Origin of the sequence: Stenotrophomonas sp. SMYL11 (assembly GCF_036320005.1) — a bacterium.
GTDB lineage: Bacteria > Pseudomonadota > Gammaproteobacteria > Xanthomonadales > Xanthomonadaceae > Stenotrophomonas > Stenotrophomonas maltophilia_A.
On record NZ_JAWIRS010000007.1, the window covers coordinates 1 to 24,576 of the forward strand.

The 24,576-nt window shown below is 67.1% G+C and carries 18 protein-coding genes; 15 read left to right on the forward strand and 3 right to left on the reverse strand.

What is annotated here, in order from left to right; genetic code table 11:
• The first annotated feature begins 262 nt into the window (after window positions 1-262).
• The 5 genes from V3B46_RS11630 to V3B46_RS11650 all read left to right on the forward strand — a co-directional run bounded on the left by V3B46_RS11630 (window position 263) and on the right by V3B46_RS11650 (window position 6,214).
• A complete protein-coding gene (locus V3B46_RS11630) occupies window positions 263-1,438 on the forward strand; it encodes a phosphoglycerate kinase (RefSeq protein ID WP_154353273.1) in 1,176 nt (391 codons plus the stop codon).
• Entirely contained in the window at window positions 1,435-2,088 is a 654-nt protein-coding gene (locus V3B46_RS11635) for an HAD hydrolase-like protein (RefSeq protein WP_154353272.1), read from the forward strand. The genes V3B46_RS11630 and V3B46_RS11635 overlap by 4 nt, the downstream gene beginning before the upstream one ends.
• A 180-nt stretch (window positions 2,089-2,268) precedes the next feature.
• Window positions 2,269-3,735 (forward strand): pyruvate kinase, encoded by a 1,467-nt coding sequence (gene pyk / locus V3B46_RS11640; RefSeq protein ID WP_032127871.1) that lies wholly within the window; start codon window positions 2,269-2,271, stop codon window positions 3,733-3,735.
• Window positions 3,736-3,931: 196 nt separating this feature from the next.
• The gene (locus V3B46_RS11645; RefSeq protein WP_154353271.1) at window positions 3,932-4,936 is read left to right on the forward strand and encodes a class I fructose-bisphosphate aldolase; all 1,005 of its coding nucleotides are present in this window, start codon (window positions 3,932-3,934) and stop codon (window positions 4,934-4,936) included.
• A gap of 129 nt (window positions 4,937-5,065) precedes the next feature.
• Window positions 5,066-6,214, forward strand: coding sequence for an ABC transporter substrate-binding protein (locus V3B46_RS11650; protein WP_329891946.1), 1,149 nt, complete (start codon window positions 5,066-5,068; stop codon window positions 6,212-6,214).
• A gap of 91 nt (window positions 6,215-6,305) precedes the next feature.
• On the opposite strand, the gene V3B46_RS11655 is transcribed toward V3B46_RS11650, so the two are convergent.
• A complete protein-coding gene (locus tag V3B46_RS11655; RefSeq protein ID WP_154353269.1) occupies window positions 6,306-6,905 on the reverse strand; it encodes an O-acetyl-ADP-ribose deacetylase in 600 nt (199 codons plus the stop codon).
• A gap of 275 nt (window positions 6,906-7,180) precedes the next feature.
• Window positions 7,181-8,140 (reverse strand): cysteine synthase A, encoded by a 960-nt coding sequence (cysK, locus tag V3B46_RS11660; protein ID WP_049447749.1) that lies wholly within the window; start codon window positions 8,138-8,140, stop codon window positions 7,181-7,183.
• A gap of 207 nt (window positions 8,141-8,347) precedes the next feature.
• Here cysK and V3B46_RS11665 point away from each other — a divergent pair, with 207 nt between their 5' ends.
• The 10 genes from V3B46_RS11665 to V3B46_RS11710 all read left to right on the forward strand — a co-directional run bounded on the left by V3B46_RS11665 (window position 8,348) and on the right by V3B46_RS11710 (window position 22,783).
• A complete protein-coding gene (locus V3B46_RS11665) occupies window positions 8,348-9,331 on the forward strand; it encodes a LysR family transcriptional regulator (protein WP_043403003.1) in 984 nt (327 codons plus the stop codon).
• Window positions 9,332-9,936: 605 nt separating this feature from the next.
• Window positions 9,937-10,368, forward strand: coding sequence for a DUF2946 domain-containing protein (locus tag V3B46_RS11670; protein ID WP_329891947.1), 432 nt, complete (start codon window positions 9,937-9,939; stop codon window positions 10,366-10,368).
• Between the two features lie 72 nt (window positions 10,369-10,440).
• Window positions 10,441-12,504 carry a TonB-dependent copper receptor gene (locus V3B46_RS11675; protein WP_329891948.1) on the forward strand — a complete coding sequence of 688 codons (2,064 nt, stop codon included), beginning with the start codon at window positions 10,441-10,443 and terminating at the stop codon, window positions 12,502-12,504.
• A gap of 301 nt (window positions 12,505-12,805) precedes the next feature.
• Entirely contained in the window at window positions 12,806-13,912 is a 1,107-nt protein-coding gene (locus tag V3B46_RS11680; RefSeq protein WP_329891949.1) for an efflux RND transporter periplasmic adaptor subunit, read from the forward strand.
• A complete protein-coding gene (locus V3B46_RS11685; RefSeq protein WP_154353264.1) occupies window positions 13,909-17,034 on the forward strand; it encodes an efflux RND transporter permease subunit in 3,126 nt (1,041 codons plus the stop codon). The genes V3B46_RS11680 and V3B46_RS11685 overlap by 4 nt, the downstream gene beginning before the upstream one ends.
• A complete protein-coding gene (locus V3B46_RS11690) occupies window positions 17,027-17,566 on the forward strand; it encodes a GNAT family N-acetyltransferase (protein ID WP_107432154.1) in 540 nt (179 codons plus the stop codon). Before V3B46_RS11685 ends, V3B46_RS11690 begins: the two co-directional genes overlap by 8 nt.
• 178 nt (window positions 17,567-17,744) lie before the next feature.
• Window positions 17,745-19,262, forward strand: coding sequence for an alanine/glycine:cation symporter family protein (locus V3B46_RS11695; protein ID WP_329891950.1), 1,518 nt, complete (start codon window positions 17,745-17,747; stop codon window positions 19,260-19,262).
• On the forward strand, window positions 19,255-20,091 hold the full coding sequence (locus tag V3B46_RS11700; RefSeq protein ID WP_329891952.1) for a TrmH family RNA methyltransferase: 837 nt from the start codon (window positions 19,255-19,257) through the stop codon (window positions 20,089-20,091). The genes V3B46_RS11695 and V3B46_RS11700 overlap by 8 nt, the downstream gene beginning before the upstream one ends.
• Window positions 20,092-20,328: 237 nt before the next feature.
• Window positions 20,329-21,321 carry a hypothetical protein gene (locus V3B46_RS11705; RefSeq protein WP_329891953.1) on the forward strand — a complete coding sequence of 331 codons (993 nt, stop codon included), beginning with the start codon at window positions 20,329-20,331 and terminating at the stop codon, window positions 21,319-21,321.
• A gap of 10 nt (window positions 21,322-21,331) precedes the next feature.
• A complete protein-coding gene (locus V3B46_RS11710) occupies window positions 21,332-22,783 on the forward strand; it encodes an alanine/glycine:cation symporter family protein (protein WP_154264271.1) in 1,452 nt (483 codons plus the stop codon).
• A 146-nt stretch (window positions 22,784-22,929) separates the two neighbouring features.
• Here V3B46_RS11710 and V3B46_RS11715 read toward each other — a convergent pair whose 3' ends face one another.
• The gene (locus V3B46_RS11715; RefSeq protein WP_049466012.1) at window positions 22,930-24,351 is read right to left on the reverse strand and encodes a M28 family peptidase; all 1,422 of its coding nucleotides are present in this window, start codon (window positions 24,349-24,351) and stop codon (window positions 22,930-22,932) included.
• Between the last annotated feature and the right edge of the window lie 225 nt (window positions 24,352-24,576).

Sequence of the window (24,576 nt, forward strand, 5' to 3'; positions counted from 1 at the left end):
GTGTCAGCCGCATGGATGCGGCTGACAAGCCTCCATGGACGGATTCACGGCGCCCCCTGCCAGCCCACACCGCCCCGGCCCAGCCCCAGCATCATGAAGCGACAGCGCTTTGGCAGTTGCTGTTGCTGTTGCCGTTGCCGTTGCCGTTGCCGTTGCCGTGCGCCTCTGCCTGCCGCAGGCATCGACCCTCCCACCACCCGCACCCGATACAATGGCCGTCTGCCGTATCCCGGCATCCCGTCCCTGAGCCAAAGAGTTGCCCATGTCCATCGTCCGCATGACCGACCTCGACCTCTCCGGCAAGCGCGTGCTGATCCGCCAGGATCTGAACGTGCCGATCGAGAATGGCCGCATCACTTCCGAACAGCGCATCACCGCTTCGCTGCCGACGCTCAAGCGCGCGCTGGAGCAGGGCGCGGCGGTGATGGTCACCTCACACCTGGGTCGCCCGAAGGAAGGTGTGTGGAGCGAAGCCGATTCGCTGGCGCCGGTGGCCCAGCGCCTGTCCGAGCTGCTCGGCCGTGAGGTTCCGCTGGTGCGTGACTGGGTCGACGGCGTCGACGTGCAGCCGGGCCAGCTGGTGCTGCTGGAAAACTGCCGCATGAACGTCGGCGAGGGCAAGGACGATGAAGCCCTGTCCAAGAAGTATGCGGCGCTGTGCGATGTGTTCGTGATGGATGCCTTCGGCACCGCGCACCGTGCGCAGGCCTCGACCCATGGCGTCATCCGCTTCGCCCCGGTCGCTGCCGGTGGCCCGCTGTTGATGGCCGAACTGGACGCGCTGGCGCAGGCGCTGGATGCACCGGCCAAGCCGCTGCTGGCCATCGTCGCCGGCAGCAAGGTCAGCACCAAGCTGGAACTGCTGGCCAACCTGGTCGGCAAGGTCGATCAGCTGATCGTCGGTGGTGGCATCGCCAACACCTTCATCGCTGCCGCCGGCCACAACGTCGGCAAGTCGCTGTACGAGCCGGACCTGCTGGACACCGCGAAGAAGATCGTGGCCGATGCCAAGGCGCGTGGCGCCGATATCCCGCTGCCGGTGGACGTGGTCACCGCCAAGCAGTTCATGCCGGATGCGGTTGCCGAAGTGAAGGCGGTCGACGCCGTTGCCGAAGACGACCTGATCCTGGACATCGGCCCGCAGACCGCGGCGCAGTACGCGCAGCTGATCGGGAAGGCCGGTACCGTGGTCTGGAACGGTCCGGTCGGTGTGTTCGAATTCGAGGCCTTCAGCAAGGGCACCGAAGCGCTGGCCCGTGCCATCGCCAGTTCGCCGGCATTCTCCATCGCCGGTGGCGGCGACACCCTGGCCGCGGTCGACAAGTTCGATATCGCCCAGCAGGTCAGCTACATCTCCACCGGTGGCGGCGCGTTCCTGGAGTTCCTGGAAGGCAAGACCCTGCCGGCGGTAGCCGCACTCGACGCGCGCGGCGCATGAGTGCCGACTGCAGCAAGGATGTCCTGTTCTTCGACCTCGACGGCACGCTGATCGATTCGCAGGTGGGTATCACCGCCTGCATCGCCTATGCCCTGCAGAAGATGGACCATCCGGTGCCACCGCAGGAGACGTTGCTGGGCTGGATCGGTCCGTCGCTGCGCACCACCTTCGCGCCGCTGTTCGGTGAACCGGCGCGGGTGGAACAGGCGGTGGGCTACTACCGTGAGCGCTTCGACGCCGAGGGCTGGCGCGAGCACACGGTGTACCCGCAGGTGGAAGACACCCTTCGCACGCTGCATGGTCGTGGCCATCGCCTGGCGGTGGTCACTGCCAAGAACGAGCCGCACGCGCGCCGCATCCTTGCCCACCTGCCGTTCGGCGGGCTGTTCGAGGAGATCGTCGGTTCGACCCTGGATGGCTCGCGCAGCCACAAGCCGGAACTGGTCGGCGAGGCGCTGCGTCGGCTGCAGGTGCAGCCCGCGCAGTGCTGGATGATCGGCGACCGCCGCATGGACATTGAAGGCGCGCGTCACCATGGCCTGCGCAGCGTCGGTGTGTTGTGGGGCTTTGGCGGTGAGGCCGAACTCACCGAAGCCGGTGCCGGGCAGCTGGCCCGTGAACCGGCGCAGCTGGAAACGCTGCTGGCGTGATGCGCCGTTGATCGGTAGCGCCGGGCCAGGCCCGGCGCTACCGCCCCCCTGCGCCAGCGTATGTCCGGGTGATGTCCGTTCAATGACCCGCGAAGTCAGGCGGCACAAGGCTGTAACCGTATACATGCGGCGTGAAGGATGTGCTAATTTCCGTTCTTTATCGGGAGAGGCCCATTCACCATGTTCGAGCGTCAGCGTCGCACCAAGATCCTTGCCACCCTCGGTCCGGCCACTGATCCGCCGGGCGTGCTGGAGGATCTGTTCCGCGCCGGCGTCAACGTGGTGCGCCTGAACTTCAGCCATGGCGATCCCTCCGGCCAGGCCAAGCGTGCTGCCGAAGTGCGCGCTGCCGCGGCCCGCGTGGGCGTGGAAGTGGGCATCCTGGCCGACCTGCCGGGCCCGAAGATCCGCATCGAGCGCTTCGCCGAAGGCAAGGTACAGCTGAAGGCGGGCAACCGATTCGACCTGATCGCCAGCACCAGCGCCGGCCCGGGTGACGCCACCCAGGTGGGCGTGAGCTACCTCGGCCTGCCGCAGGACGTGGGTCCGGGCGATGTGCTGCTGCTCGACGACGGCCTGATGCAGCTGCAGGTGGTGGAAGTGCAGGGCGAACGCATCATCAACACCGTACTGAACGACGGTGTGCTGTCCGACCGCAAGGGCCTGAACAAGCAGGGCGGTGGCCTGTCGCTGGGCGCGCTGACCGAGCGCGACAAGGAACTGATCGGCATCGTCGCCAAGATCGGTGTCGACTTCATCGCCGTGTCGTTCTGCCGCAATGCGCAGGACATGAACGACGCGCGTGAGATCGCCCGCTCGCACGGCTGCGATGCCGCGCTGGTGTCGAAGATCGAGCGCACCGAGGCGATCGAGAACCTGGAAGAGATCGTCGAGGCCAGCGACGTGGTGATGGTGGCCCGTGGCGACCTTGGCGTGGAAATCGGCGATGCCGAACTGCCGGGCCTGCAGAAGAAGATCATCAAGGCCTCGCTGGCGCAGAACAAGGTGGTGATCACCGCCACGCAGATGCTGCAGTCGATGGTCGAAAGCCCGATCCCGACCCGTGCCGAAGTGCTGGACGTGGCCAACTCGGTCATCGACGGTACCGATGCGGTGATGCTGTCGGCCGAGACCGCTGCCGGTGCCTGGCCGGTCAAGGCCGTGGAAGCGATGGCGCGCATCTGCCTGGGTGCAGAGCGCCAGTTCCAGACCGAGACCGACTTCAACGCTTCGCCGCGCAACCTGGAACGTGCCGACCAGGCCATTGCCATGGCCACCATGTTCCTGTCGCAGCACGTGGGCGTGCGCGCGATCGTGGCGATGACCGAATCCGGTGGCACCGCCCGCTACCTGTCGCGTTTCCGCGCCAAGGCGCCGGTGTTCGCGGTCACCCGCCACGACGGTGCACGCCGCCAGATGGCGCTGATGCGCGATGTCTACCCGATCAACTTCGACAGCCGTGGCCTGACCCCGCGTGAAGCCGCACGCGGCAGCATCCGCCTGCTGGTGGAGGCCGAACTGCTGCAGGCCGGTGACCGCGTCGTGTTCACCAGCGGTGAGCACATGGAAACCCTGGGCGCGACCAACACCCTGCGCCTGCTGGAAGTGGGCGAAGACGGCCGCGCCAGCGGCCTGGGCGATCTGTAAACCCAGTCGGCCCTGGGTCGGAGCCGCTGCGCGGGTCCGACCCGGGGGCAGATCCCCGAAGGGGTCCTGACCCGGCGCAACAGGACATCGCCTGTCCGGTGCGGACATTGGAATCGTTTCCAGACTGGCCTGCACGTCGGTGCAACGGGCGGCGGGGCTATACTTACGTTTTTCCCGCACCCGCCACAGGAAGTACATGAGCATCGAACAGCTGGCTGAAACCGCCCAGGCCATGGTTGCCCCGGGCAAGGGCATCATCGCGATCGACGAATCCACCGCTACCATCGCCAAGCGTTTCGCTGGCGTCGGTATCGAGAACACCGAGGAGAACCGTCGTGCCTACCGCGAACTGCTGCTGACCACGCCGAAGCTCAACGAGCACATTTCCGGCGCCATCCTGTTTGACGAAACCATCCGTCAGTCGACCAAGGACGGCGTGCCGTTCGCCAAGTACATGGCCGACCACGGCATGATTCCGGGCATCAAGGTGGACAAGGGTGCGCACCCGCTGGCCGGCTGCCCGGGCGAGCTGGTGACCGAAGGCCTGGACGGCCTGCGCGAGCGCCTGCAGGAGTACTACAAGCTGGGTGCGCGCTTCGCCAAGTGGCGTGCGGTGATCAACATCGGCGAAAGCATTCCGTCGGGCACCTGCATCGAGTCCAACGCCCACGCGCTGGCCCGCTATGCCGCCCTGTGCCAGGAATGCGGCCTGGTGCCGATGGTCGAGCCGGAAGTGATCATGGACGGCGACCACGACATCGAGACCTGCTACGAAGTCACCGAAGCGACCCTGCGTTCGCTGTTCGATGCCCTGTACCAGCAGAACGTGCTGCTGGAAGGCACCATCCTGAAGGCCTCGATGGTCATCTCCGGCAAGGGCTGCGATGAGCAGGCCGACGTCGAGGAAGTGGCCGAGTCGACCGTGATGTGCCTCAAGAGCACGGTGCCGGCGATCCTGCCGGGCGTGGTGTTCCTGTCCGGTGGCCAGAGCGATGAGCAGTCCACCGCGCACCTCAATGCCATGAACCAGATGGGCAACCTGCCGTGGCCGCTGAGCTTCTCCTACGGCCGCGCCATGCAGCAGGCCGCGCTGAAGCTGTGGGCCAAGGACATGAAGGGCAACTACGCTGCCGCCCAGAAGACCGTGTACGAGCGCGCCAAGGACAACGGCCTGGCCGCGCTGGGCAAGTGGAACGGTTGATCCGTCCCATCGCAGGATGAACAGGGCAACGCCGGCATCACGCCGGCGTTTGCTTTTGCGGGTATCTTTTCCGCCCCCACGCACCGGGCCGGTGTGCGGGATATACATGGAAGGCCAAGGAGAAAAAACATGCGTTTGGCAGCAATCACACTGGCCGTCGCCACGGTCCTGATCGCCAGCGGTTGCAACCGCATCGGTGGCGGTGGTGACGCAGGCAAGGCCGCATCGCTCGATTTCGACAAGCCGGTGTCCGGCGAGATCACCTCGCGCAGCGGCATCAATTTCAACGACGGCAGCCATCACCAGCTGTACCAGATCAAGCTGGAAGACAGGGATCTGGTTGGCCTGAAGCTCACCGGCGCACTGACCGGCTCGATTGCCGTGTTCAACAACGGCAGCCTGGTGTCCACCAGCAATACCGGTTACGAACGCGAAGGCGATGTCTCGCTGGCCTTCCGTGCCAACGGTGGCGGCACCTACCAGGTGGCGGTCAACGCCGACGGTCCGAGCGCCTTTGGTCCGTACCGCCTGCGCGCCGAGAAGCTGAAGCCGTACGACGGCAAGCCGCTGGTGGGCAGTGGTGAGATCGTCGACATGCTGGCCAGCAACTCGCAGGACTACACCCTGCAGGTGGAGAAGGCGGGCCTGTACGAGATCCGCCTGGTCTCGGATGTCTTCGATCCGGTGCTGAAGCTGTCCGGCCAGGGCGTGGATGCCGAGAACGATGATGGCGGCGACAGCACCAACTCGCGCCTGAACCTCTCGCTGAAGCCGGGCAAGTACACCCTGACTGCACGCGGCCTCGGCGACGGCGTCAATGGCATGTTCACCCTGTCGGCCACCCGCATTGAACTGCCAGGCAACCTGGTGGATCGCGATGGCACGGCACTGCCGAAGTCGGGCAGCGCGTACACCATGCTGGACAACGAAGGCCGTCGCCGCTTCCTGCTGACCCTGGATCGTCCGGCCGACGTGCGTCTGGATGCGATTTCCAGCCAGGTCGATACCGTGCTGCGCGTGGTCGGCGGCGACGTCGAGCTGACCGACGACGACGGTGGCAATGGCACCAATGCACGCCTGGAAGAGACGCTGCCGGCCGGTCACTACACCGTCGACGTGTCCAGCCTGAACAACGGTGCGGGCCTGGTGGAAGTGCGCGTGCAGGCCGAAGGTGCCAGCGCCGACGGTGCTGCCGCTTCGGCTGCGCGTGCCGCTGCCGATGCAGCCGCTGCCGTGGCCGATGACGCCGCTGCTGCGGTGGAAGCAGCCAGCCGTTGAGGTGATGCACGCGTAGCGTGGATGACCTCAAGGCCGCAACAGCAAAGGCCGGGCAATGCCCGGCCTTTGCTTTTACCGGAAGCGCTGCGGTTCAGTGCGCAGCGGCGAAGCCCGCATCGCCCAGAGGCGGCAGCATCGACCCGCGCGGTTCGTTGTCCGCGCTTTGTCCCGCGGCGCTCAATGCCTGCTGGTAGGCCTTCGCCGTGGCAGTGTTGAACGCCACCAGCACGATGCGCATCGGCTGTGCATGGCTGCGCTGCCACGCCAGTGTTTCCGTCACTGCGATCTGCGCGGCCTGGTACAGCGGATAGCCATACACACCACAGCTGATCGCCGGGAAGGCGATCGACTTCACGCCCAGCGACTCGGCCAACTGCAGCGATTTCCAGTAGCAGTTGGCCAGCAATGCCGGTTCGTCGCGCTGGCCGTCGTGCCAGACCGGGCCCACCGTGTGCAGTAAATGCCGCGCAGGCAATGCGTAAGCGTCGGTGGCGCGCACTTCGCCGGTCGGGCAACGCACGCCCGGACGCAGTTCCGGCAACTGCTCGCACTCGGCCAGCAATGCCGGCCCGGCCGCGCGATGGATCGCGCCGTCGACGCCGCCGCCGCCGAGCAGTGTTTCATTGGCCGCGTTGACGATCGCATCCACCGCCAGGGTCGTGATATCGCCCTGCCAAACTTCGATCTTCATGCGTCCGTCTCCTGCCTGTGAGGTGTTCCGCGCAGCATCTGCGCCGGCTGTTCCCACGGTAGGGGACAGGGCATCGATACTGCGTCATGACCGTCTCACGCGCTGCGATCCGACGGCCTTCACGCACGATGGCGGGCGACGCCTTCACGCAGGCTGAAGCAGAACGGAGTCGGAGCTTTTTTCCGCACGGAAAAGGCTCTGACCCCTGCGATCCATCGTTCTGGAAAACCGGGTCAGAGCCCTTTCCCTGCAGGAAAGGGATCCGACCCGATGCATCACGGCAGGCCGGCGAGCCAGTCGTCGTCGGAACCTTCATTCACATCGGCGAACAGCGGCGTGGAGAAATAGCGTTCGCCGGTGTCCGGCAGCATCGCCAGGATCACCGAGCCCGGTTCAGCACGGGCAGCCACGTCCAGCGCACTGGCCACGGTAGCGCCGGCGGAGATGCCGACGAAGATGCCTTCCTCCGCAGCCAGTCGGCGTGCGGTGGCGATCGCGCGGTCATCTTCCACCGTCACCAGTTCATCCACCACATCGCGGTTGAGCACGTCCGGCACGAAATCCGGGGTCCAGCCCTGGATCTTGTGCGGCTTCCAATCGTCGCCCTTCAGCAGTGCGGCGCCGGCCGGTTCGGTGGCGATGATGCGGGTCTGCGGGCGTGCGACCTTCAGTACTTCACCCACGCCGGTAAGCGTGCCGCCGGTGCCCCAGCCGCTGACGAAGTAGTCCAGCCGCTTGCCGGCGAAGTCGCGCAGGATTTCGGCGGCGGTGGTGTTGCGGTGGTAGGCGGGGTTGGCCGGGTTGGCGAACTGGCTGGCCAGGAACCAGCCGTGCTGCTCGGCCAGTTCGGCCGCCTTGCGCACCATGCCGCTGCCGCGCTCGGCGGCCGGGGTCAGGATCACCTTGGCGCCATAGGCGCGCATCAGCTTGCGGCGTTCCACCGAGAAGGTCTCGACCATGGTGGCCACGAACTTGTAGCCGCGCGCGGCGGCGACCATCGCCAGTGCCACGCCGGTGTTGCCCGAGGTGGCCTCCACGATCGTGTCGCCAGGCTTGAGCACGCCGCGCGCTTCGGCGTCGAGGATGATCGCCAGCGCCAGGCGGTCTTTCACCGAGCCGCCCGGGTTGAACGACTCGACCTTGGCGTAGACGCTGACCTGCGGCGGCGCCAGGCGCTGCAGCTTGACGATGGGGGTGTTGCCGACGGTATCGAGGATGGAGTCGTACAGGGCCATGGAAGCGCTCCGGAAACGGGGCCGCGCCGGGCTTCGGCGGGCGAAGGGGGAGGGCTGGCTGTTCAGGCCAGCGTCTGCCGGCTGACCGTAGCGCCGGCATATGACGCCCGGAAATGACCAGATACCTTTCTTAAACAACCTTTGGTTATAAGCTGGTGACGGCAAATGACCCTAGAGTGGACTTCCGCCCCACGCCGCCTGCCTCCCATGACGCTGACCCAGCTGCGCTATCTGGTTGCCATCGCCGACGCCGAGCTGAACATCACGCTGGCTGCCTCGCGCGTGCATGCCACCCAGCCCGGCCTGTCCAAGCAGCTCAAGCAGCTGGAGGACGAGCTGGGCTTCCTGTTGTTCGTGCGCAAGGGCCGCAGCCTGGAGTCGGTTACCCCGGCCGGCACCGAGGTCATTGCCCGCGCCCGTGCGGTGCTGGCCGAGGCCAACAACATCCGCACCTATGCAGCCAACCAGCGCCGCGAGAGCCAGGGCCAGCTGATCCTGACCACCACCCACACCCAGGCGCGCTTCGTGCTGCCGCCGGCGGTGGCCGCGATCAAGCAGGCCTATCCGCAGGTGAGCGTGCACCTGCAGCAGGCCGGCGAAGCCGACGCGCTGGATCGCTTGAACCAGGGTGATGCCGATATCGCGATCATCAGCACCGCTGGCGGTGAGCCCACCGATGGCATCGCGGTGCCGCTGTTCCGCTGGCGACGTCTGGTGGTGGTGCCGAAGGGCCACCCGCTGGACCGCGCCGGGCGCGCCCCAGACCTGGCCGCGCTGGCCCGCCAGCCATTGATCAGCTACGAATCCTCGACCCGGCCGAATTCCTCGTTGCAGCGCGCCTTCGCTGCGAACGGCCTGGTCCCGGATCTGGCGCTGACCGCGCTGGATGCCGACCTGATCAAAACCTACGTGCGTACCGGCCTGGGTGTGGGCCTGCTGGCGGAGATGGCGGTCAGTTCCAACGACGAAGACCTGAGGTCGTGGCCGGCCCCGGAGCCGATCACTGAGTGCATTGCCTGGGCGGTGCTGCCGCGCGATCGCGTGCTGCGTGATTACGCGCTGGAGCTGGTGCACGTGCTGGCACCGCAGATCGATCCGCGCGACCTGCGCAGGGTGCTGGATGGCAACCAGGCGGCGGCGTGGCCGGTACCACCGACGTGGGAGTCACTGACCCAGACCATCACGGTGTGAGGGGTTGGTCGAGCAGGGCTTGCAGCCCTGCACCTGCTGCGGCATTCAAGCAACAGCAACGGCAACAGCAACAGCAACAGCAACAGCAGAAGCGGCATTCCGTGGGGGGCGGGGCGGTGTGGGCAGGCAGGACACGCCGTAAACCCATCCCTGGGGGCTCGATGGCGCCATCCATGGCGCCAACGGTCCTGCCTGCCCACACCGCCCCACCTCTGACAGATTCCGATGGCTGTTGGTAGGTGTCGACCTTGGTCGACACGGTAGATCCACGCCATGCGTGGATTCTTTTCGATTCCAATTCGAAATATTCGATTCCGATGGAGATTCATCCACGCATGGCGTGGATCTACTGCAGATCGCGGAGATCTGTCGAAGGCGGGGTGGGTCCGGTTGCGGGAGTGTCCGCGGCATGGATGCCGCGGCCAAGCCCCCATGGATGGGTTTACGGCGTCTCCCGCAACCGGACCCGCCCCGCCATCCCACGGATTGCCCGCTTTTGACGTTGACGTTGATTCGGCGGGTGCAGGGCGCAGCCCTGCCGATAAACCCCCTCCTGCGACGGTTCGTCGCACGGGCAACCCTGGACCCGGCTCTACACTAGCGGGGTGACCCGCCTGTCCCGCTCGCAGCGCCTCCTGCTCCAGCTCGCCGTCCTGGCGACGCTGCTGATGGTGCTTGCGCCGCTGGTCAGCCGCGCGCTGCAGGCGCAGCCGATGGAGCATGCCGCGATGGCAGGCATGGACCACGCCGCCATGGGCCATGACATGCACGACATGGCCATGGACGGGCACGATCAGCACGGCGCCGCGCCGGCCGCGCCCAGCCGTCCGCCCGATCCCCACGCTATGCACGGCGAAGCCTGCGAATACTGCGTGCTGGCCATGCGCCTGCTGCCGTGGCTTGCGGTGCTGGTGCTGCTGTTGCCGCTGCTGTGGCGGCCGCGCCTGGTGTTCCCGTGGTCGCAACAGGTGCTGCCGGCACTGCGTTGGCCGGCGCATGCCGCGCGCGGGCCACCGCGCTTCTCCTTCGTCCGCTGATATCCCTATCGATTCTGCCGCACGACGCCTGACCCGGCGCAGTGCGCGCGTGCGTACTTTGGAGCTGTTCCGATGAAAATGACTTCCCGCCCCGCGGGCGCCTGCGCGCGCCTGCCGGTTGCCCTTGGCCTGGCCGTGGCCGCTTCACTGGGCCACGCTGCGCCTGCCGAAGAGGCGCGCACCCTCGACACGATGGTGGTCACCGCCGCCGCACCGTCGTCCCCGCTGCACTGGGTGACCGACCCGCGCCTGCCGCGGCAGCCGGTGCCCGCCAGTGATGGCGCCGATTACCTGAAGACCGTTCCCGGTTTTTCCGCCATCCGCAACGGCGGCACCAACGGTGACCCGGTGCTGCGCGGCATGTTCGGTTCGCGGCTGAACATCCTCAGCAACGATGGCAACCTGATCGGTGCCTGCCCGTCGCGCATGGACAATCCGCTGTCCTACATCGCGCCGGAAAGCTTCGACCGGCTGACCATCATCAAGGGCCCGCAGAGCGTGCGCTGGGGTGCGGGCGCGTCGGCCGGCACCGTGCGTTTCGAGCGCGATACGCCGCGCTTCGAGGAACCGGGCCTGCGTGCCGATGCCAGTGCGCTGGTCGGTTCGCGCAACCGCAACGACCAGGTGCTGGACCTGACCCTGGGCAACCCGACCGGCTACGTACGCGCCAGCGGCAACCGTTCCGAAGCCGATGACTACAAGGACGGCCACGGTGACGTGGTGCCGTCGAAGTGGCGCAAGTGGAACGGCGACGTGGCCATCGGCTGGACGCCGGATGCCGACACGCTGCTGGAAATTTCTGCCGGTGCCGGTGATGCGATCGCGCGTTACGCGGGCCGTGGCATGGATGGTGCCGCGTTCGAACGCACCAGCTACGCGGCGCGCTTCGAGAAGCGCAACTTCCCGGGTGCGTGGGACACGCTGCAGGCCAACGTGTACTACAACAACGCCGACCATGTGATGGACAACTACACGCTGCGCACGCCGAACCCCCACAGCATGATGCCGATGCCGATGGCTTCGAACGTGGACCGCCGTACCCAGGGCGGGCGGGTCAGTTCCGAGTGGCGCTGGCAGGACGTGCAGCTGGTGGCGGGTGTGGATGGCGAAGACAGCCGCCATCGTGGCCGCATGGGCATGGGCCGCGACACCTACCGCCGGGCCGCCTGGGAGACTGATGCCAACTTCCGCCGCTATGGCGTGTTCACCGAGTTGACCCTGGGTGCGGGCACCGACCAGCGCTGGATCAGTGGCCTGCGCATCGACCGCGCCAGCATCCGCGATGAGCGGCAGTCGGTGCGCGGGATGATGGGCAGCCGGCAGAACCCGACCGCTGGCCTGCAGCGCAAGGAATGGCTCGGCAGCGGCTTCCTGCGCTACGAGCAGGATCTGGCCGATGGCCTGACCTGGTACGCCGGGCTCGGCCACAGTGAACGCATGCCCGACTACTGGGAGCTGTTCTCGCCCAACCACGGCCCGGCCGGTGCAGTGAACGCGTTCACCGGCGTGCAGCCCGAGCGCACCACCCAGCTTGATGTGGGCATGCAATACAAGGGGCCGCGTGTGCAGGCGTGGGTGTCGGCGTACGCCGGGCAGATCCAGGACTACATCCTGTTCACCTACCACGGCAGCGGCATGATGGGCATGAGCCAGGCCCGCAACGTTGATGCGCGCATCGCTGGTGCCGAGGCGGGCCTGGAAGTGAGCGTCGCCGAGCAGTGGAAGCTGGGCGGCACGCTGGCCTATGCCTGGGGCGAGAACCGCGACCAGCATCGCCCGCTGCCGCAGATGCCACCACTGGAAGCACGCCTGAGCGCGAACTGGGAAGGCCAGCGCTGGAGTGCCGGCGCGCTGCTGCGCGCGGTGACCCACCAGCGTCGTGTGGCAGATGGCCAGGGCAACGTGGTCGCACAGGATCTCGGACCGAGCGCTGGCTTTGCCACCTTCGCGCTCAACGCGGCGTACCGCTTCAGTTCGCAGTTGCAGCTCAGCGCGGGCGTCGACAACCTGTTCGACCGTGCCTACAGCGAGCACCTGAATCTGGCCGGCAGCGCCGACTTCGGTTTTCCGGCTGACCCGGTGCGCATCAACGAGCCGGGCCGCAGCCTGTGGATGAAGGTGAACTACCGGTATTGATCCGCTGGGCATGGCCCGGCGCTACCGTCATGCGCCGGGCAAAAAACCGGGGCCGGATCCCCGCCAGGATCCGTCCCCGCCCGACGCCCTCTGCCGGGCAGCTTCGACTCTACGATGGCAACGCCTGCGGTGCACGGCTGGATACACCTCGACACATGCCGACACCGCTGCGGTCAGCCTTGCACGGAACGGGTTCACGGCGCTATCGCGACGCCGGTTCCACGCCAGTAAACGCTTGGCACATATCGCTTCTGCGGGCGCTTGCCTACACTCGGCGGCCGTGGATCACTCAGGACCGTTCATGTTGGCTCGCATCGCTTCGACCCTGGCCCTTGGCCTCAGCCTGGCCGTGCTGGCCGGGTGCGCGGGCAAACAGGAGGCCGCCGCCCGTCGGCAGGGAGAAGCGGTGCCGGTTACCGCGCAGGTCGTGCAGTCCACGCAGTGGAATGACACGCTGCAGGCACTGGGTACGGCCAAGGCGCGCGAATCCATCAGCGTCACGGCCAAGGTCAGCGAGATCGTCGAGAAGGTGCACTTCGAAAGCGGCCAGCATGTTGCCGCCGGTGCGCCGATCGTGACCCTGCGCGGGCAGGCCCAGGAGGCCGCGCTGGTGCAGGCGCAGGCCACCTTCCACGAGGCCGACCAGCTGTACAAGCGCCAGCGCGAGCTGGCCACGCAGCGGCTGGTGTCCAGCGCCACGCTGGATACGCAGAAGTCGATCCGCGATGCCGCCGAGGCGCGTGTGGCGCAGATGCAGTCGGACATCGGTGACCGCCGCGTGCGTGCACCGTTCGCCGGTGTGCTCGGCATCCGCCAGGTCAGCCCGGGCACGTTGCTGACGCCGACCACGGTGATCGCCACGCTCGACGACATCGAACACATGCACATCGATTTCCAGGTGCCGGAAGTGGAACTGGCCGCGCTGGGCGTCGGTGACAAGGTCAGTGCCACCAGTGTGGCGTGGCCAGGCCGTACCTTCGAGGGCGTGGTCAGCACCGTCGACGCACGCATCGATCCGGCTACCCGTGCGGTGACCGTACGTGCCGACTTCGCCAACGGCGACCATGCCCTGCGACCGGGCATGCTGCTGGACGTGCGCCTGTTCCACCCCGAGCGCCCGGCGCTGGTGATTCCGGAAATCGCCGTGGTGCAGGTCGGTCGCGATACCTTCGTGTACCGCATCACCGCCGACGACAGCGTCGAGCGCGTGGATGTGGTCACCGGCGCGCGTCGTGCCGGCGTGGTCGAGATCAGGCAGGGCCTGGAAGCGGGCCAGCGCATCGTGGTCGATGGCACCGGCAAGCTGCGCCCGGGCCTGAAGGTCGCGGCCAAGGACGCCGCACCGGCCACGGGTGCCAAGCCGGCTGATGCACCGGCGCCGGTCGCGACCGAGGGCCACGGCGGATGAAGCTGTCCGACATCTCCATCCAGCGGCCGGTGTTCGCCGTGGTGATGAGCCTGTTGCTGCTGGTGCTGGGCGTGATGTCCTTCACCCGCCTGACCCTGCGTGAGCTGCCCGCCATCGATCCGCCGATCGTTTCGGTATCGGTGGATTACACCGGCGCTTCGGCCGCGGTCATCGAAAGCCGTATTACCCAGGTGCTGGAAGATGCGCTGGCCGGCATCGAAGGCATCGATACGATCAACGCGCGCAGCACCAACGGCCGCTCGCAGGTCAGCATCGAGTTCACCTCCAACCGCGATATCGAAGCGGCGGCCAACGATGTGCGCGATGCGGTCAGCCGCGTCGCCGACCGCATGCCGGAGGAAGCGCGGCCGCCGGAGATCGCCAAGGTCGAAAGCGATGCCGACCCGATCATCTGGTTCAACATGGTCTCCTCGACCATGGATACGCTGGAGCTGAGCGACTACGCCGACCGCTACGTGGTCGATCGTTTCTCCAGCCTCGACGGCGTGGCCCAGGTCCGCATCGGCGGCCGCCAGCGCTACGCGATGCGGATCTGGCTGGACCGCGACCAGCTGGCGGCGCGCGGGCTGACCACCGGCGACGTGGAAACCGCGCTGCGCAACGAGAACGTGGAACTGCCGGCCGGCCGCATCGAGTCGACCGACCGCGATTTCACCCTGCGCGTGGAGCGCAACTACATCAAGCCCGAAGACTTCGCGACCATCCCGCTGGGCAAGGGTCGTGACGGTTACGTGGTGCGCATGGGCGATGTGGCGAAGATCGAGCTGGCCTCGGCCGAGCGCCGCGCGTACTACCGCAGCAACGGCGAGCCGGGCATCGGCCTGGGCATCGTCAAGACCTCCACCGCCAACTCGCTGGACGTGGCGCGCACCGCGCGCGCCGAGGCGGAGCGGGTCGCGCTGACCCTGCCCAAGGGCACGCAGATCTTCGTTGCCTTCGACAACACCACCTTCATCGAGGCCGCAGTGGACCGCGTCTACGCCACGCTGGTGGAGGCGATGATCCTGGTGCTGGCAGTGATCTGGCTGTTCCTCGGCAGCTTCCGCGCTGCGCTGATTCCGGCGGTGACGGTGCCGGTCTGCCTGGTCGCCGCGTTCATCGCGCTGTATGCGTTCGACTTCTCGATCAACCTGCTGACCCTGCTTGCCCTGGTGCTGTGCATCGGCCTGGTGGTGGACGATGCGATCGTGGTGGTGGAGAACGTGCAGCGCCGCATCGACCTGGGCGAGCCACCGCTGGTGGCCTCCAAGCGCGGTACCACACAGGTCGCCTTCGCGGTGATTGCCACCACCGCGGTGCTGGTGGCGGTGTTCCTGCCGGTCGGTTTCCTGGAAGGCAACACCGGGCGCCTGTTCCGCGAACTGGCGGTGGCGCTGGCGGCAGCGGTGGCGTTGTCCGCCTTTGTGGCGCTGACGCTGACGCCGATGATGGCCTCCAAGCTGCTCAAGCCGCATACTGGGCAGGCACCGCGTGGCCTGCATGGCTTCATCAACCGCAACCTGGAACGCCTGGCGGGGGCCTATGGGCGGGTGCTCGACCACCACGTGGACCGCACCTGGATCTACCTGCTGGTGATGGTGGCCGCACTGGCCGCCAGCTGGGGACTGCTCAAGCTGCTGCCGTCGGAACTGGCGCCGGCCGAAGACCGCGGTTCGTTCCAGATCATGATCGACGGCCCGGAAGGCGCCGGCTACGACTACACCGTGCAGCAGGTGCAGCAGGTGGAATCGATGCTGGCACCGCATGTCGGCCCGGACAAACCGATCGTGCGCGCCAACCCGCGCGTGCCCGGTGGTTGGGGCGCCAGCGAGGAAATGCACACCGGCCGCGTCAGCATCTTCCTGCAGCCGTGGCGCCAGCGCAGCGAGGGCACGCCGGAAGTGGCCAATGAGCTGCAGAAGGAACTGGACACCATCCGCGGCGTGCGTGTGCGTACGCAGGTGGGCGGTGGCCTGGTGCGCAGCGGCGGCCAGCCGTTCCAGATCGTGCTGGGCGGCCCGGAATATGCCGAGATCGCGCAGTGGCGCGACCGCATCCTGCTGCGCATGGCCGACAACCCCGGTCTGGTCGGCCCGGACTCGGATTACAAGGAAACGCGGCCGCAGATGCGGGTCAACATCGACCGCCAGCGTGCGGCCGACCTCGGCGTGCCGGTCACCGCGATCGGTTCGGCGCTGGAAACCATGATGGGCTCGCGCCGCGTCACCACCTTCGTCGACAACGGCGAGGAATACGACGTGCTGGTGCAGGCCGGTCGCGATGGCCGTGCCAGCCCGGCCGACCTGGCCGCGATCCGCGTGCGCGCGACGTCCGGCGAACTGGTGCCGCTGTCCAACCTGGTCACGCTGAGTGAAGTGGCCGAGGCCGGCACCCTGAACCGCTTCAACCGCCTGCGCTCGATCACCATCAACGCGGGTCTGGCGCCGGGCTATCCGCTGGGTGAGGCCATCGCCTGGGCGCAGCAGGTCACGCGCGAGGAGCTGCCGCAGTACGCGCAGGTGAACTGGAAGGGCGAATCGCGCGAGTACCAGAGTGCCGGCGGCGCGGTGCTGCTGACCTTTGCCATGGCGCTGCTGGTGGTCTACCTGGTGCTGGCCGCGCAGTTCGAGAGCTTCATCCACCCGCTCACCATCATGCTGACCGTGCCGCTGGGCGTGCTCGGCGCGCTGGTCGGGTTGTGGGTGAGCGGCGGCACGGTGAACCTGTTCAGCCAGATCGGCATCGTCATGCTGGTCGGCCTGGCCGCGAAGAACGGCATCCTCATTGTCGAATTTGCCAACCAGCTGCGTGACGACGGAAGAACCGTGCGCGAGGCGATCATCGAATCGGCGATGGTGCGCCTGCGCCCGATCCTGATGACCTCGATCGCCACCGTGGTCGGTGCGATTCCGCTGGTGGTGGCCGGTGGCCCGGGTTCGGCCAGCCGTGGCACCATCGGCATCGTGATCATCTTCGGTGTGACCCTCTCGACGTTCCTGTCGCTGCTCGTGGTGCCGGCGTTCTACGCGCGGCTGGCGCCCTACACCCGCTCGCCGGAAGCGGTGAAGCGCGAGTTGGAGAAGCAGGAAGCGGAATCGCCCTCGGTGGGTGGTCATGCCTGATCCGACCACCGTGCTGCGAGGCGACGGCTTCCAACTGCGCCCCTGGCGCCCGGATGATCTGGAATCGCTGCTGCGCCATGCCAACGACGCCGAGGTATCGCGGGGCCTGCGTGATCGTTTCCCGTACCCGTACACGCGCGAGGATGGCGAGGCCTTCCTCGCCGGCCGCGTGCTGGCCCCCGGCACCCTGAACCTGGCCATCGAGATCGACGGCCAGGCCTGCGGCAGCGTCGGGGCCCAGCAGGGCAGTGCCGAGCGCGGGCACATGGCGGAACTGGGCTACTGGCTGGGCCAGGCCTACTGGGGCCAGGGGCTGATGACCCGGGTGGTCGGCCTGTTCGCACCCTGGGTGATGGACGAGCTGCGCCTGTTCAGGCTGCAGGCCGGGGTGGTCGACTTCAACCTCGGCTCGGCCCGGGTGCTGGAAAAGAACGGTTTCCAGGAAGAAGGCGTGGACCGCTGCGCGGTCTACAAGCGCGGGGTGCTGCACGACCTGCGCCGCTTCGCCCGGGTGCGCACGCAGCTGCCCTGAACACGCGGGCCGGCCGCGGTAGTGCCGAGCCCGTGCTCGGCCGCCGTCACCGCCACGCCGAGCATGGCCTCGGCTCTACAACACAGCGCTACCGCAGCGGCCTTCGATCAGGGAGAATCGACCGGTCCCTTCCAGCCGACGGGACGTCCTTACAACCCGCCGACTGGAGAGAGCGCGCGTGGAAGCTACCGTACATTTCATCAACAGCATCATCTGGAGCAAGGCACTGATCTTCGTGTGCCTGGGCGCCGGCCTGTTCTTCAGCCTGCGCACGCGCTTCATGCAGATCCGCGGTTTCCTCGAGATGTGCCGCCTCACCGTCAAGGGCGAGAAGTCCGACGCCGGTGTGTCGTCCTTCCAGGCCCTGTCCATGTCGATGGCCGGGCGCATGGGTATCGGCAACATCGCGGGCGTGGCCACCGCCATCGCCTTCGGCGGCCCCGGTGCGATCTTCTGGATGTGGGTGATGGGCTTCCTCGGCGCATCCACCTCGTACGTGGAATGTACGCTGGCGCAGATCTACAAGACCAAGGACGCCGAAGGCCGCTACCGCGGTGGCCCGGCGTACTACATCGAAAAGGCCATGGGCCTGAAGTGGTACGCGCTGGTCTTCGCCATTGCCACGATCATTGCGGCCGGTTTCCTGATGCCGGGCGTGCAGGCCAACGCCATCGCCGACAGCATCATCAACGCCTGCCGTGGCACCGCGCTGTGTGGTCCGCTGGATGGCCAGACGATGGGCATGGAGTCGGTGCAGGCGTTGAAGCTGGGCATCGGCATCGTGGTGGCGCTGCTGCTGGGCGTTGTGATCTTCGGCGGCGTCAAGCGCATCGCCAACTTCGCCGAGGTGGTGGTGCCGTTCATGGCGGCAGCCTTCATCCTGACCGCCATCGTCATCATGATCATCAACTACGACCGCGTGCCGGAGATGTTCGGCATCATCTTCAGCAGCGCCTTCGGCACCCACGCCGCGTTCGGCGCGATGATGGGCCTGGCGGTGGAGTGGGGCATCAAGCGCGGCATCTACGCCAACGAAGCCGGCCAGGGCTCGGGCCCGCACGCGGCAGCCGCCTCGGAAGTCTCGCACCCGGCCAAGCAGGGCTACGTGCAGGCCTTCGCGATCTACTTCGACACCATGATGGTGTGCACCGCCACCGCGTTCCTGATCCTGGCCAGCGGCACCTACAACGTGTACTCGCCGGTGGCGGGCGCCGAGCCGATCTTCCAGGGCTTGGCCGGCATTCCGGAAGGCGCGGGTTACGCGCAGGCCGGCGTGGAAGCGGTGCTGCCGGGCTGGGGTTCGGCGTTCGTATCGATTGCGATCTTCTTCTTCGCCTTTACCACCATCATGGCCTATTACTACATGGCTGAAACCAACCTGACCTACGTCAATCACAACAAGAAGCGCCCGCTGACCGTGCTGGTACTGCGCCTGGGCATCATCGGCATGGTGGTGTTCGGCGCATTCCATAATGCGACCCTGGCCTGGGCGCTGGGTGACATCGGTGTGGGCCTGATGGCCTGGCTGAACATCATCGCCATCCTCATCATCCAGAAGCCGGCCATGCTGGCCCTGCGTGATTACGAACGACAGAAGAAGCTCGGCCTCGATCCGATCTTCGACCCCGATGCCCTGGGCATCAAGAACGCCGATTTCTGGCGTCAACGCAAGCTGGAGTTGTCCCGTAGTGAATGATCCCTGGAAGAACGCCCGCCGCCCGTCGTCGCGACCGCCGCGGGCCACCCCGCTGCCACCGCGTGAGGGCGGCACCCCGCCACCGCCGGGGCGTGGCAATGACGAACTGCGCCTGTATGGCTGGAACGCCGTGCAGGCCCTGTTCGCCAAGCGCCCGCAGGCGCTGCGCAAGCTGTACCTGGTGGACGCGCTGATTCCGCGCATGCAGCCGGTGTTGAAGTGGTGCGTGGCCAACCGTGTGGGCTACCGCGTGGTGGAGGAGGGCGACCTCAACAAACTGGCCGCTACCACGCACCACGAAGGCCTGGTGGCCGACGTGCTGCGCGCGCCGGTCGTGCCGCTGGCGCAATGGCTGGAGGAGCTGGGCAAAGGCCCGGCGCTGGCGTTGTGGCTGGATGGTGTCGGCAACCCCCACAACTTCGGCGCGATCCTGCGCTCGGCCGCGCACTTCGGTGTCAAGGCGCTGCTGCTGCCGGCCGGCAGCACGCTGGCGCTGTCCGGTGCTGCCGCACGCGTGGCCGAAGGTGGTGCGGAATCGGTGCCGCTGGTGCAATTGCCGGAGACCGCAGAGGCGATGGCGCAGCTGCGCAGTGCCGGTTTCGGCCTGGCCGCAACCCTGGTCGAGGGCGGTGATGACGTGTTCCGCGCGTCCCTGCCGGAGCGCCTGGTGTACGTGATGGGCGCTGAAGGCGAGGGCATGGACCGCAGCCTGGCCAGTCAGTGTGACCAACAGCTGTCGATTCCCGGCAGCGGCGCGGTTGAAAGCCTGAACGTGGCCTCGGCCACGGCCGTGTTGCTGGCGCAGTGGGCGAGCCGTCGCCACGGATGATCCCGTCGTGCTGATGCTGTGTTGATCTCCTGACCCGGCCCTTGCGGCCGGGTTTTCTTTTGCGCGGCGCAAGAGTGCAAACGATGCACGCGCAGCAAACTGGGTCATCTGCGTCAGCTTGCGTTGCTTCAAACACGCTTGATGGGTAGGCAAGCAATTTTAGTATTTGTCTCATTGCTGGGCCGCTTCCTGCATCGCACGGTGGAGTTCCTTCCAACGTCGTACAGGAGTGGTTCCATGCATCGAATCCAACGCTGCACACGTCGCACTTGCCTGGTGCTGGCACTCGCTGCGCTTGCGGCACCCGCGGTGCAGGCCGGAGAACGCAGCCTCGACGGTGTCAATTTCACTGGCCCGTTGATCACGCCGAATCCGGCCGGCCTGCCGCAAGGCAACTGGTACATCGAGCCCTATCTGGTGCGGGTCGACAGCCGCGACCACTACGACAACAACGGTGATCGTCGCCGCAGTGCCGAGCACAGTGGCGCCTGGGCCACGGTGGTGCCGATCATCTATGGCTTCAGTGACCGGGTGATGGGCCAGGTCAATCTCAGCGCCTCGCGCTCCGAATCCGGCAGTGCGCGCAGCAGCGGCTTCCGCGCCGGTGACACCACCGCACGCCTGCAGTACCTGCTGCAGGCGCCGAATGCCGATGGCACCCGTCCGGCCATCTCGGTCGCGCTGGTGCAGCGTTTCAGCACCGGCAGCCATGACCGTATCACCGGCAATCCGCTGGATGCACAGGGCGACGGCGTTCAGCGCACCACCGCGGCGCTGGGCGTGCAGCAGGTGGTGTGGCTGGGCAATGACCGCCCCGTGCGCTGGCGCGCCCAGCTCAGCGCCGGGCCGGCACCGTCGCGCACTGCCATTTCCGGCACCAGCGTGTACGGCACCGATGACAGCTTCCAGGGGCACATTTCGCGCGGCTCGGTACTGGGCCTGTCGGTAGGCGCCGAGTACAGCTTCAATTCGCGCTGGGTGGGGGTGATGGAAATGGCCGCCAGCCGCGAAACCGGCCAGCGTCTGAGCGGCTTCGCACGCAATGGCAGTGGTGCGATCGAGCGGATTGAAGAGCACCGGCCGGCCAGCCGCAGCGTCAGCTTGGCGCCGGCGGTGGAATATCACTTCAGCCCGTCGCTGGGCCTGATCGCCGGCGTCGAATTCACCGTGGCCGGGCGCAACACCGGCCGTATCATCAGCCCCCAGGTCGCCCTGGGCATGTTCTTCTGAGGGGCTGCCGATGAACATCGAATCCATCGTCAACACCATCCTCGGCATCGTCTGGAGCCCGTACCTGGTGATGCTGTGCCTGCTTGCCGGCCTGTACTTCAGCGTGCGTACCCGCTTCATCCAGCTGCGCGCGCTGCCGGAGATGCTACGCCTGATGTTCCGGCACGAGCGCTCCGAAGCCGGTGTGTCACCGTTCCAGGCCCTGTCGCTGTCGTTGTCCAGCCGCGTCGGCGTCGGCAACATCGCCGGCGTTGCCATGGCCATCGCCTTTGGTGGCCCGGGCGCGATCTTCTGGATGTGGATCGTCGCCTTCCTTGGCGCGTCCAGCGCCTTCATCGAATCCACGCTGGCGCAGATCTACAAGGACCGCGATGCCAAGGGCCAGTACCGCGGCGGTCCGGCGTACTACATCGAAAAGGGCCTGGGCCAGCGCTGGTACGCGGTGCTGTTTGCGATGGTCACCGTGCTGGCTGGTGCGATGCTGGCCGGCACCCAGTCCAATGCGATCACCAGTGCGGTGAATGAAGCCTGGGACGTGCCGGTGATGACCACCACGGCGGTACTGCTGGTGGTGCTGGGCGCGATCCTGATCGGCGGTGTGCGCCGCATCGCGCGGGTTGCCGAGTGGGTGGTACCGTTGATGGCGGTGGCGTATCTGCTGGTGGCGGCACTGGTGATGGTGCTCAATGCAGAGAAAGTGCCGGAGGTGATCATGCTGGTGCTACGCAGCGCATTCGGTGTGGATGCAGCGTTCGGTGCAATGATCGGCACCGCCATCCAGTGGGGCGTGCGCCGTGGCGTGTTGTCCAACGAGGCCGGCATGGGCAGCGGTGCGCATCCAGCCGCCGCCGCCGAAGTCACCCATCCGGTCAAGCAGGGCCTGGTGCAGTCATTTTCGGTCTACATCGACACGATGGTGGTGTGCAGTGCTACTGCCTTCCTGATCCTGTCCACGGGCCTGTACAACGTTTACGACCCGGCTGTGAACGGCATTCCGGATGAGGCGCGCCTGCTGCTGGGCAATCTGCCTGGCGTCGAGGCCGGGCCGCGCTTCGTGCAGCACGCGGTGGAGTCCGCGCTGCCGGGCTTCGGCCGCTCGTTCGTGGCGCTGGCGATCCTGCCGTTCGCGTTCACCACCATCCTGGCGCTGTACTACATGGCTGAGACCAATATCAGCTACCTGTGCCGTGATCGTCCCGCGCCGTGGGTGATGGGCGGGTTCCAGCTGCTGTTCCTGGCCGCCACCGGCTACTCAGCGGTGAACAGTGCAACGATCGCGTGGTCGCTGGGCGACATCGGCGTCGGACTGATGAGCTGGCTGAACATCATCGCAATCCTGCTGCTGCAGAAGCCAGCGCTGGCGGCGCTGCGCGACTATGAACAGCATCGCCAGGCGGGCAAGGATCCGCTGTTCAACCCGAAGCTGCTGGGTGTGCGCAACACCAGCGTGTGGGAGGGCTGACAGAGTCGCGGTCAGATCCCTCGCCAACGCGAGGGCTCTGAACGCACGCCATTGCCCGGTGGGTGCGCCATTACCCGGTGGGTGCGAACCTTGGTTCGCACCGCTCTTCCCGCTGCGCTTGCCGGGCAGGGCCCGGCGCTAGCGCATCATTCGTTCGGCGGCGTGGTCGCCTTGGCCTCGCTGCCGAAACTGCCATCGGCTTCCGCCGCCAGGTACGCGAACACGGTGTACGCGGCCACGTTCTGCGCCAACGCCTTCGGGTCGATCTTGTCCAGCGTGTCGTCTGCGGTGTGGTGCAAGTGGAAGTAGTCCGAGCCGTCCTGCGCCAGCCATGCCCACGCGCCACCCTTGGCGGCCAACGGGCCGACGTCCGGGCCCGGACCACCCTTGTCGGCCTGGTACTCGATGCCTAGCGGCTTCATCACTTCGGCAATCTGCTTCGTCGCTTCGCGCGAGCCTTCCGGGTTCGGCGAACCGGTATTGAAGGCATAGATGCGGCCGGCACCGAAGTCACTCTCGGCCGCCAGCTGGTGCAGGGCCACGTCCTTGGCATGCGCCTCGGCGTAAGCCTTGCCGCCATACAGGCCCTGTTCTTCGTTGGCGAAGGCGATCACGCGGATGGTGCGCTTCGGCGCCTGCTTGAGTTGGCCGATCAGATGGCCAGCGGCCATGGTGATGCCCACGCCTGCGCCGTCATCCACCGCGCCGGTGCCCAGGTCCCAGGAATCCAGGTGGCCGCCGATCACCACCACTTCCTTCGGCAGGCTGCGGCCGGTGATCTCGCCGATCACGTTGTACGAGGTGGCGGTGCCGTCCCAGCCGCAATCCAGCGCCACCTTCACCGTGGTGCTGCCACGCGCCAGCAGGCGGGCCAGCTGGTCGGCGTCGGGCACCGACAGTGCTGCAGACGGCACCGGGGTCAGGCCGTCATCGAAACGGGTGATGCCGGTGTGCGGCACGCGGTGCGAGTCGGTACCGGCCGAGCGCATCAGGAAACCAACCGCGCCCTTGCGGATTGCTTCGGACGGGCCCTTGCTGCGGATCGCGCCACCACGGCCATAGTCGCGGCCATCGCGGAACGGCAGCATCTGGTAATCAACGAACGCGATCTTGCCCTTCAGCGAGCCGGCCGGTGCGGCCTGCAATGCGGCCAGGTCGGCGAAGCGCACCACTTCGGCTTCCACGGTGCCGCCCGGGCTGCCGCCCAGTGCGGTGATCTGCAGCGGCTGCGGGTTCTTGCCGGTCACGGCGGCGTGTTCGCTGCGGCGCTCCCACTTCGGGAACGTCACCGGCTCCTTCCACACCTTGTCGAAGCCCAGAGCCTTGAACTTGGCCTCGGCCCAGGCCACGGCGCGTGCGTCGGCCTCGCTGCCGGCGATGCGCGGGCCGATTTCGGTGGTGAGCGATTCAACCACTTTCCAGCCGGTGTCATCGGCCAGCGCCTGGTCGCGCAGCTGCGCGGCGGTGGCCAGCGAGGCCGGGGGCAGGGTGGTGGTACGCGGCGCCGCGAAGGCCGGGGCGGCCAGCAGGGCGAGGGAGGATGCGATGGCAAGGACGCGGCGACGCATGGACAGCTCCGGGAAGGGACCAAGCCTTGGAGCTTAACAGTCGTTCAGCCCGGCGCATGGGCGGGAGGTCATGGCTGGCGCGAACGCTGTTTTCCGCCATGACCGGCAAAGCGAAAGCCCCGCCGGGGCGGGGCTTTCGTGCAGTCGCGGGGGTGGGGGGGGGGGGGGGGGGGGGCCCCCCCCGGCGGGCGGGCAGGCCGGGGCCGCGCCCGGCCCCGCCGGGGG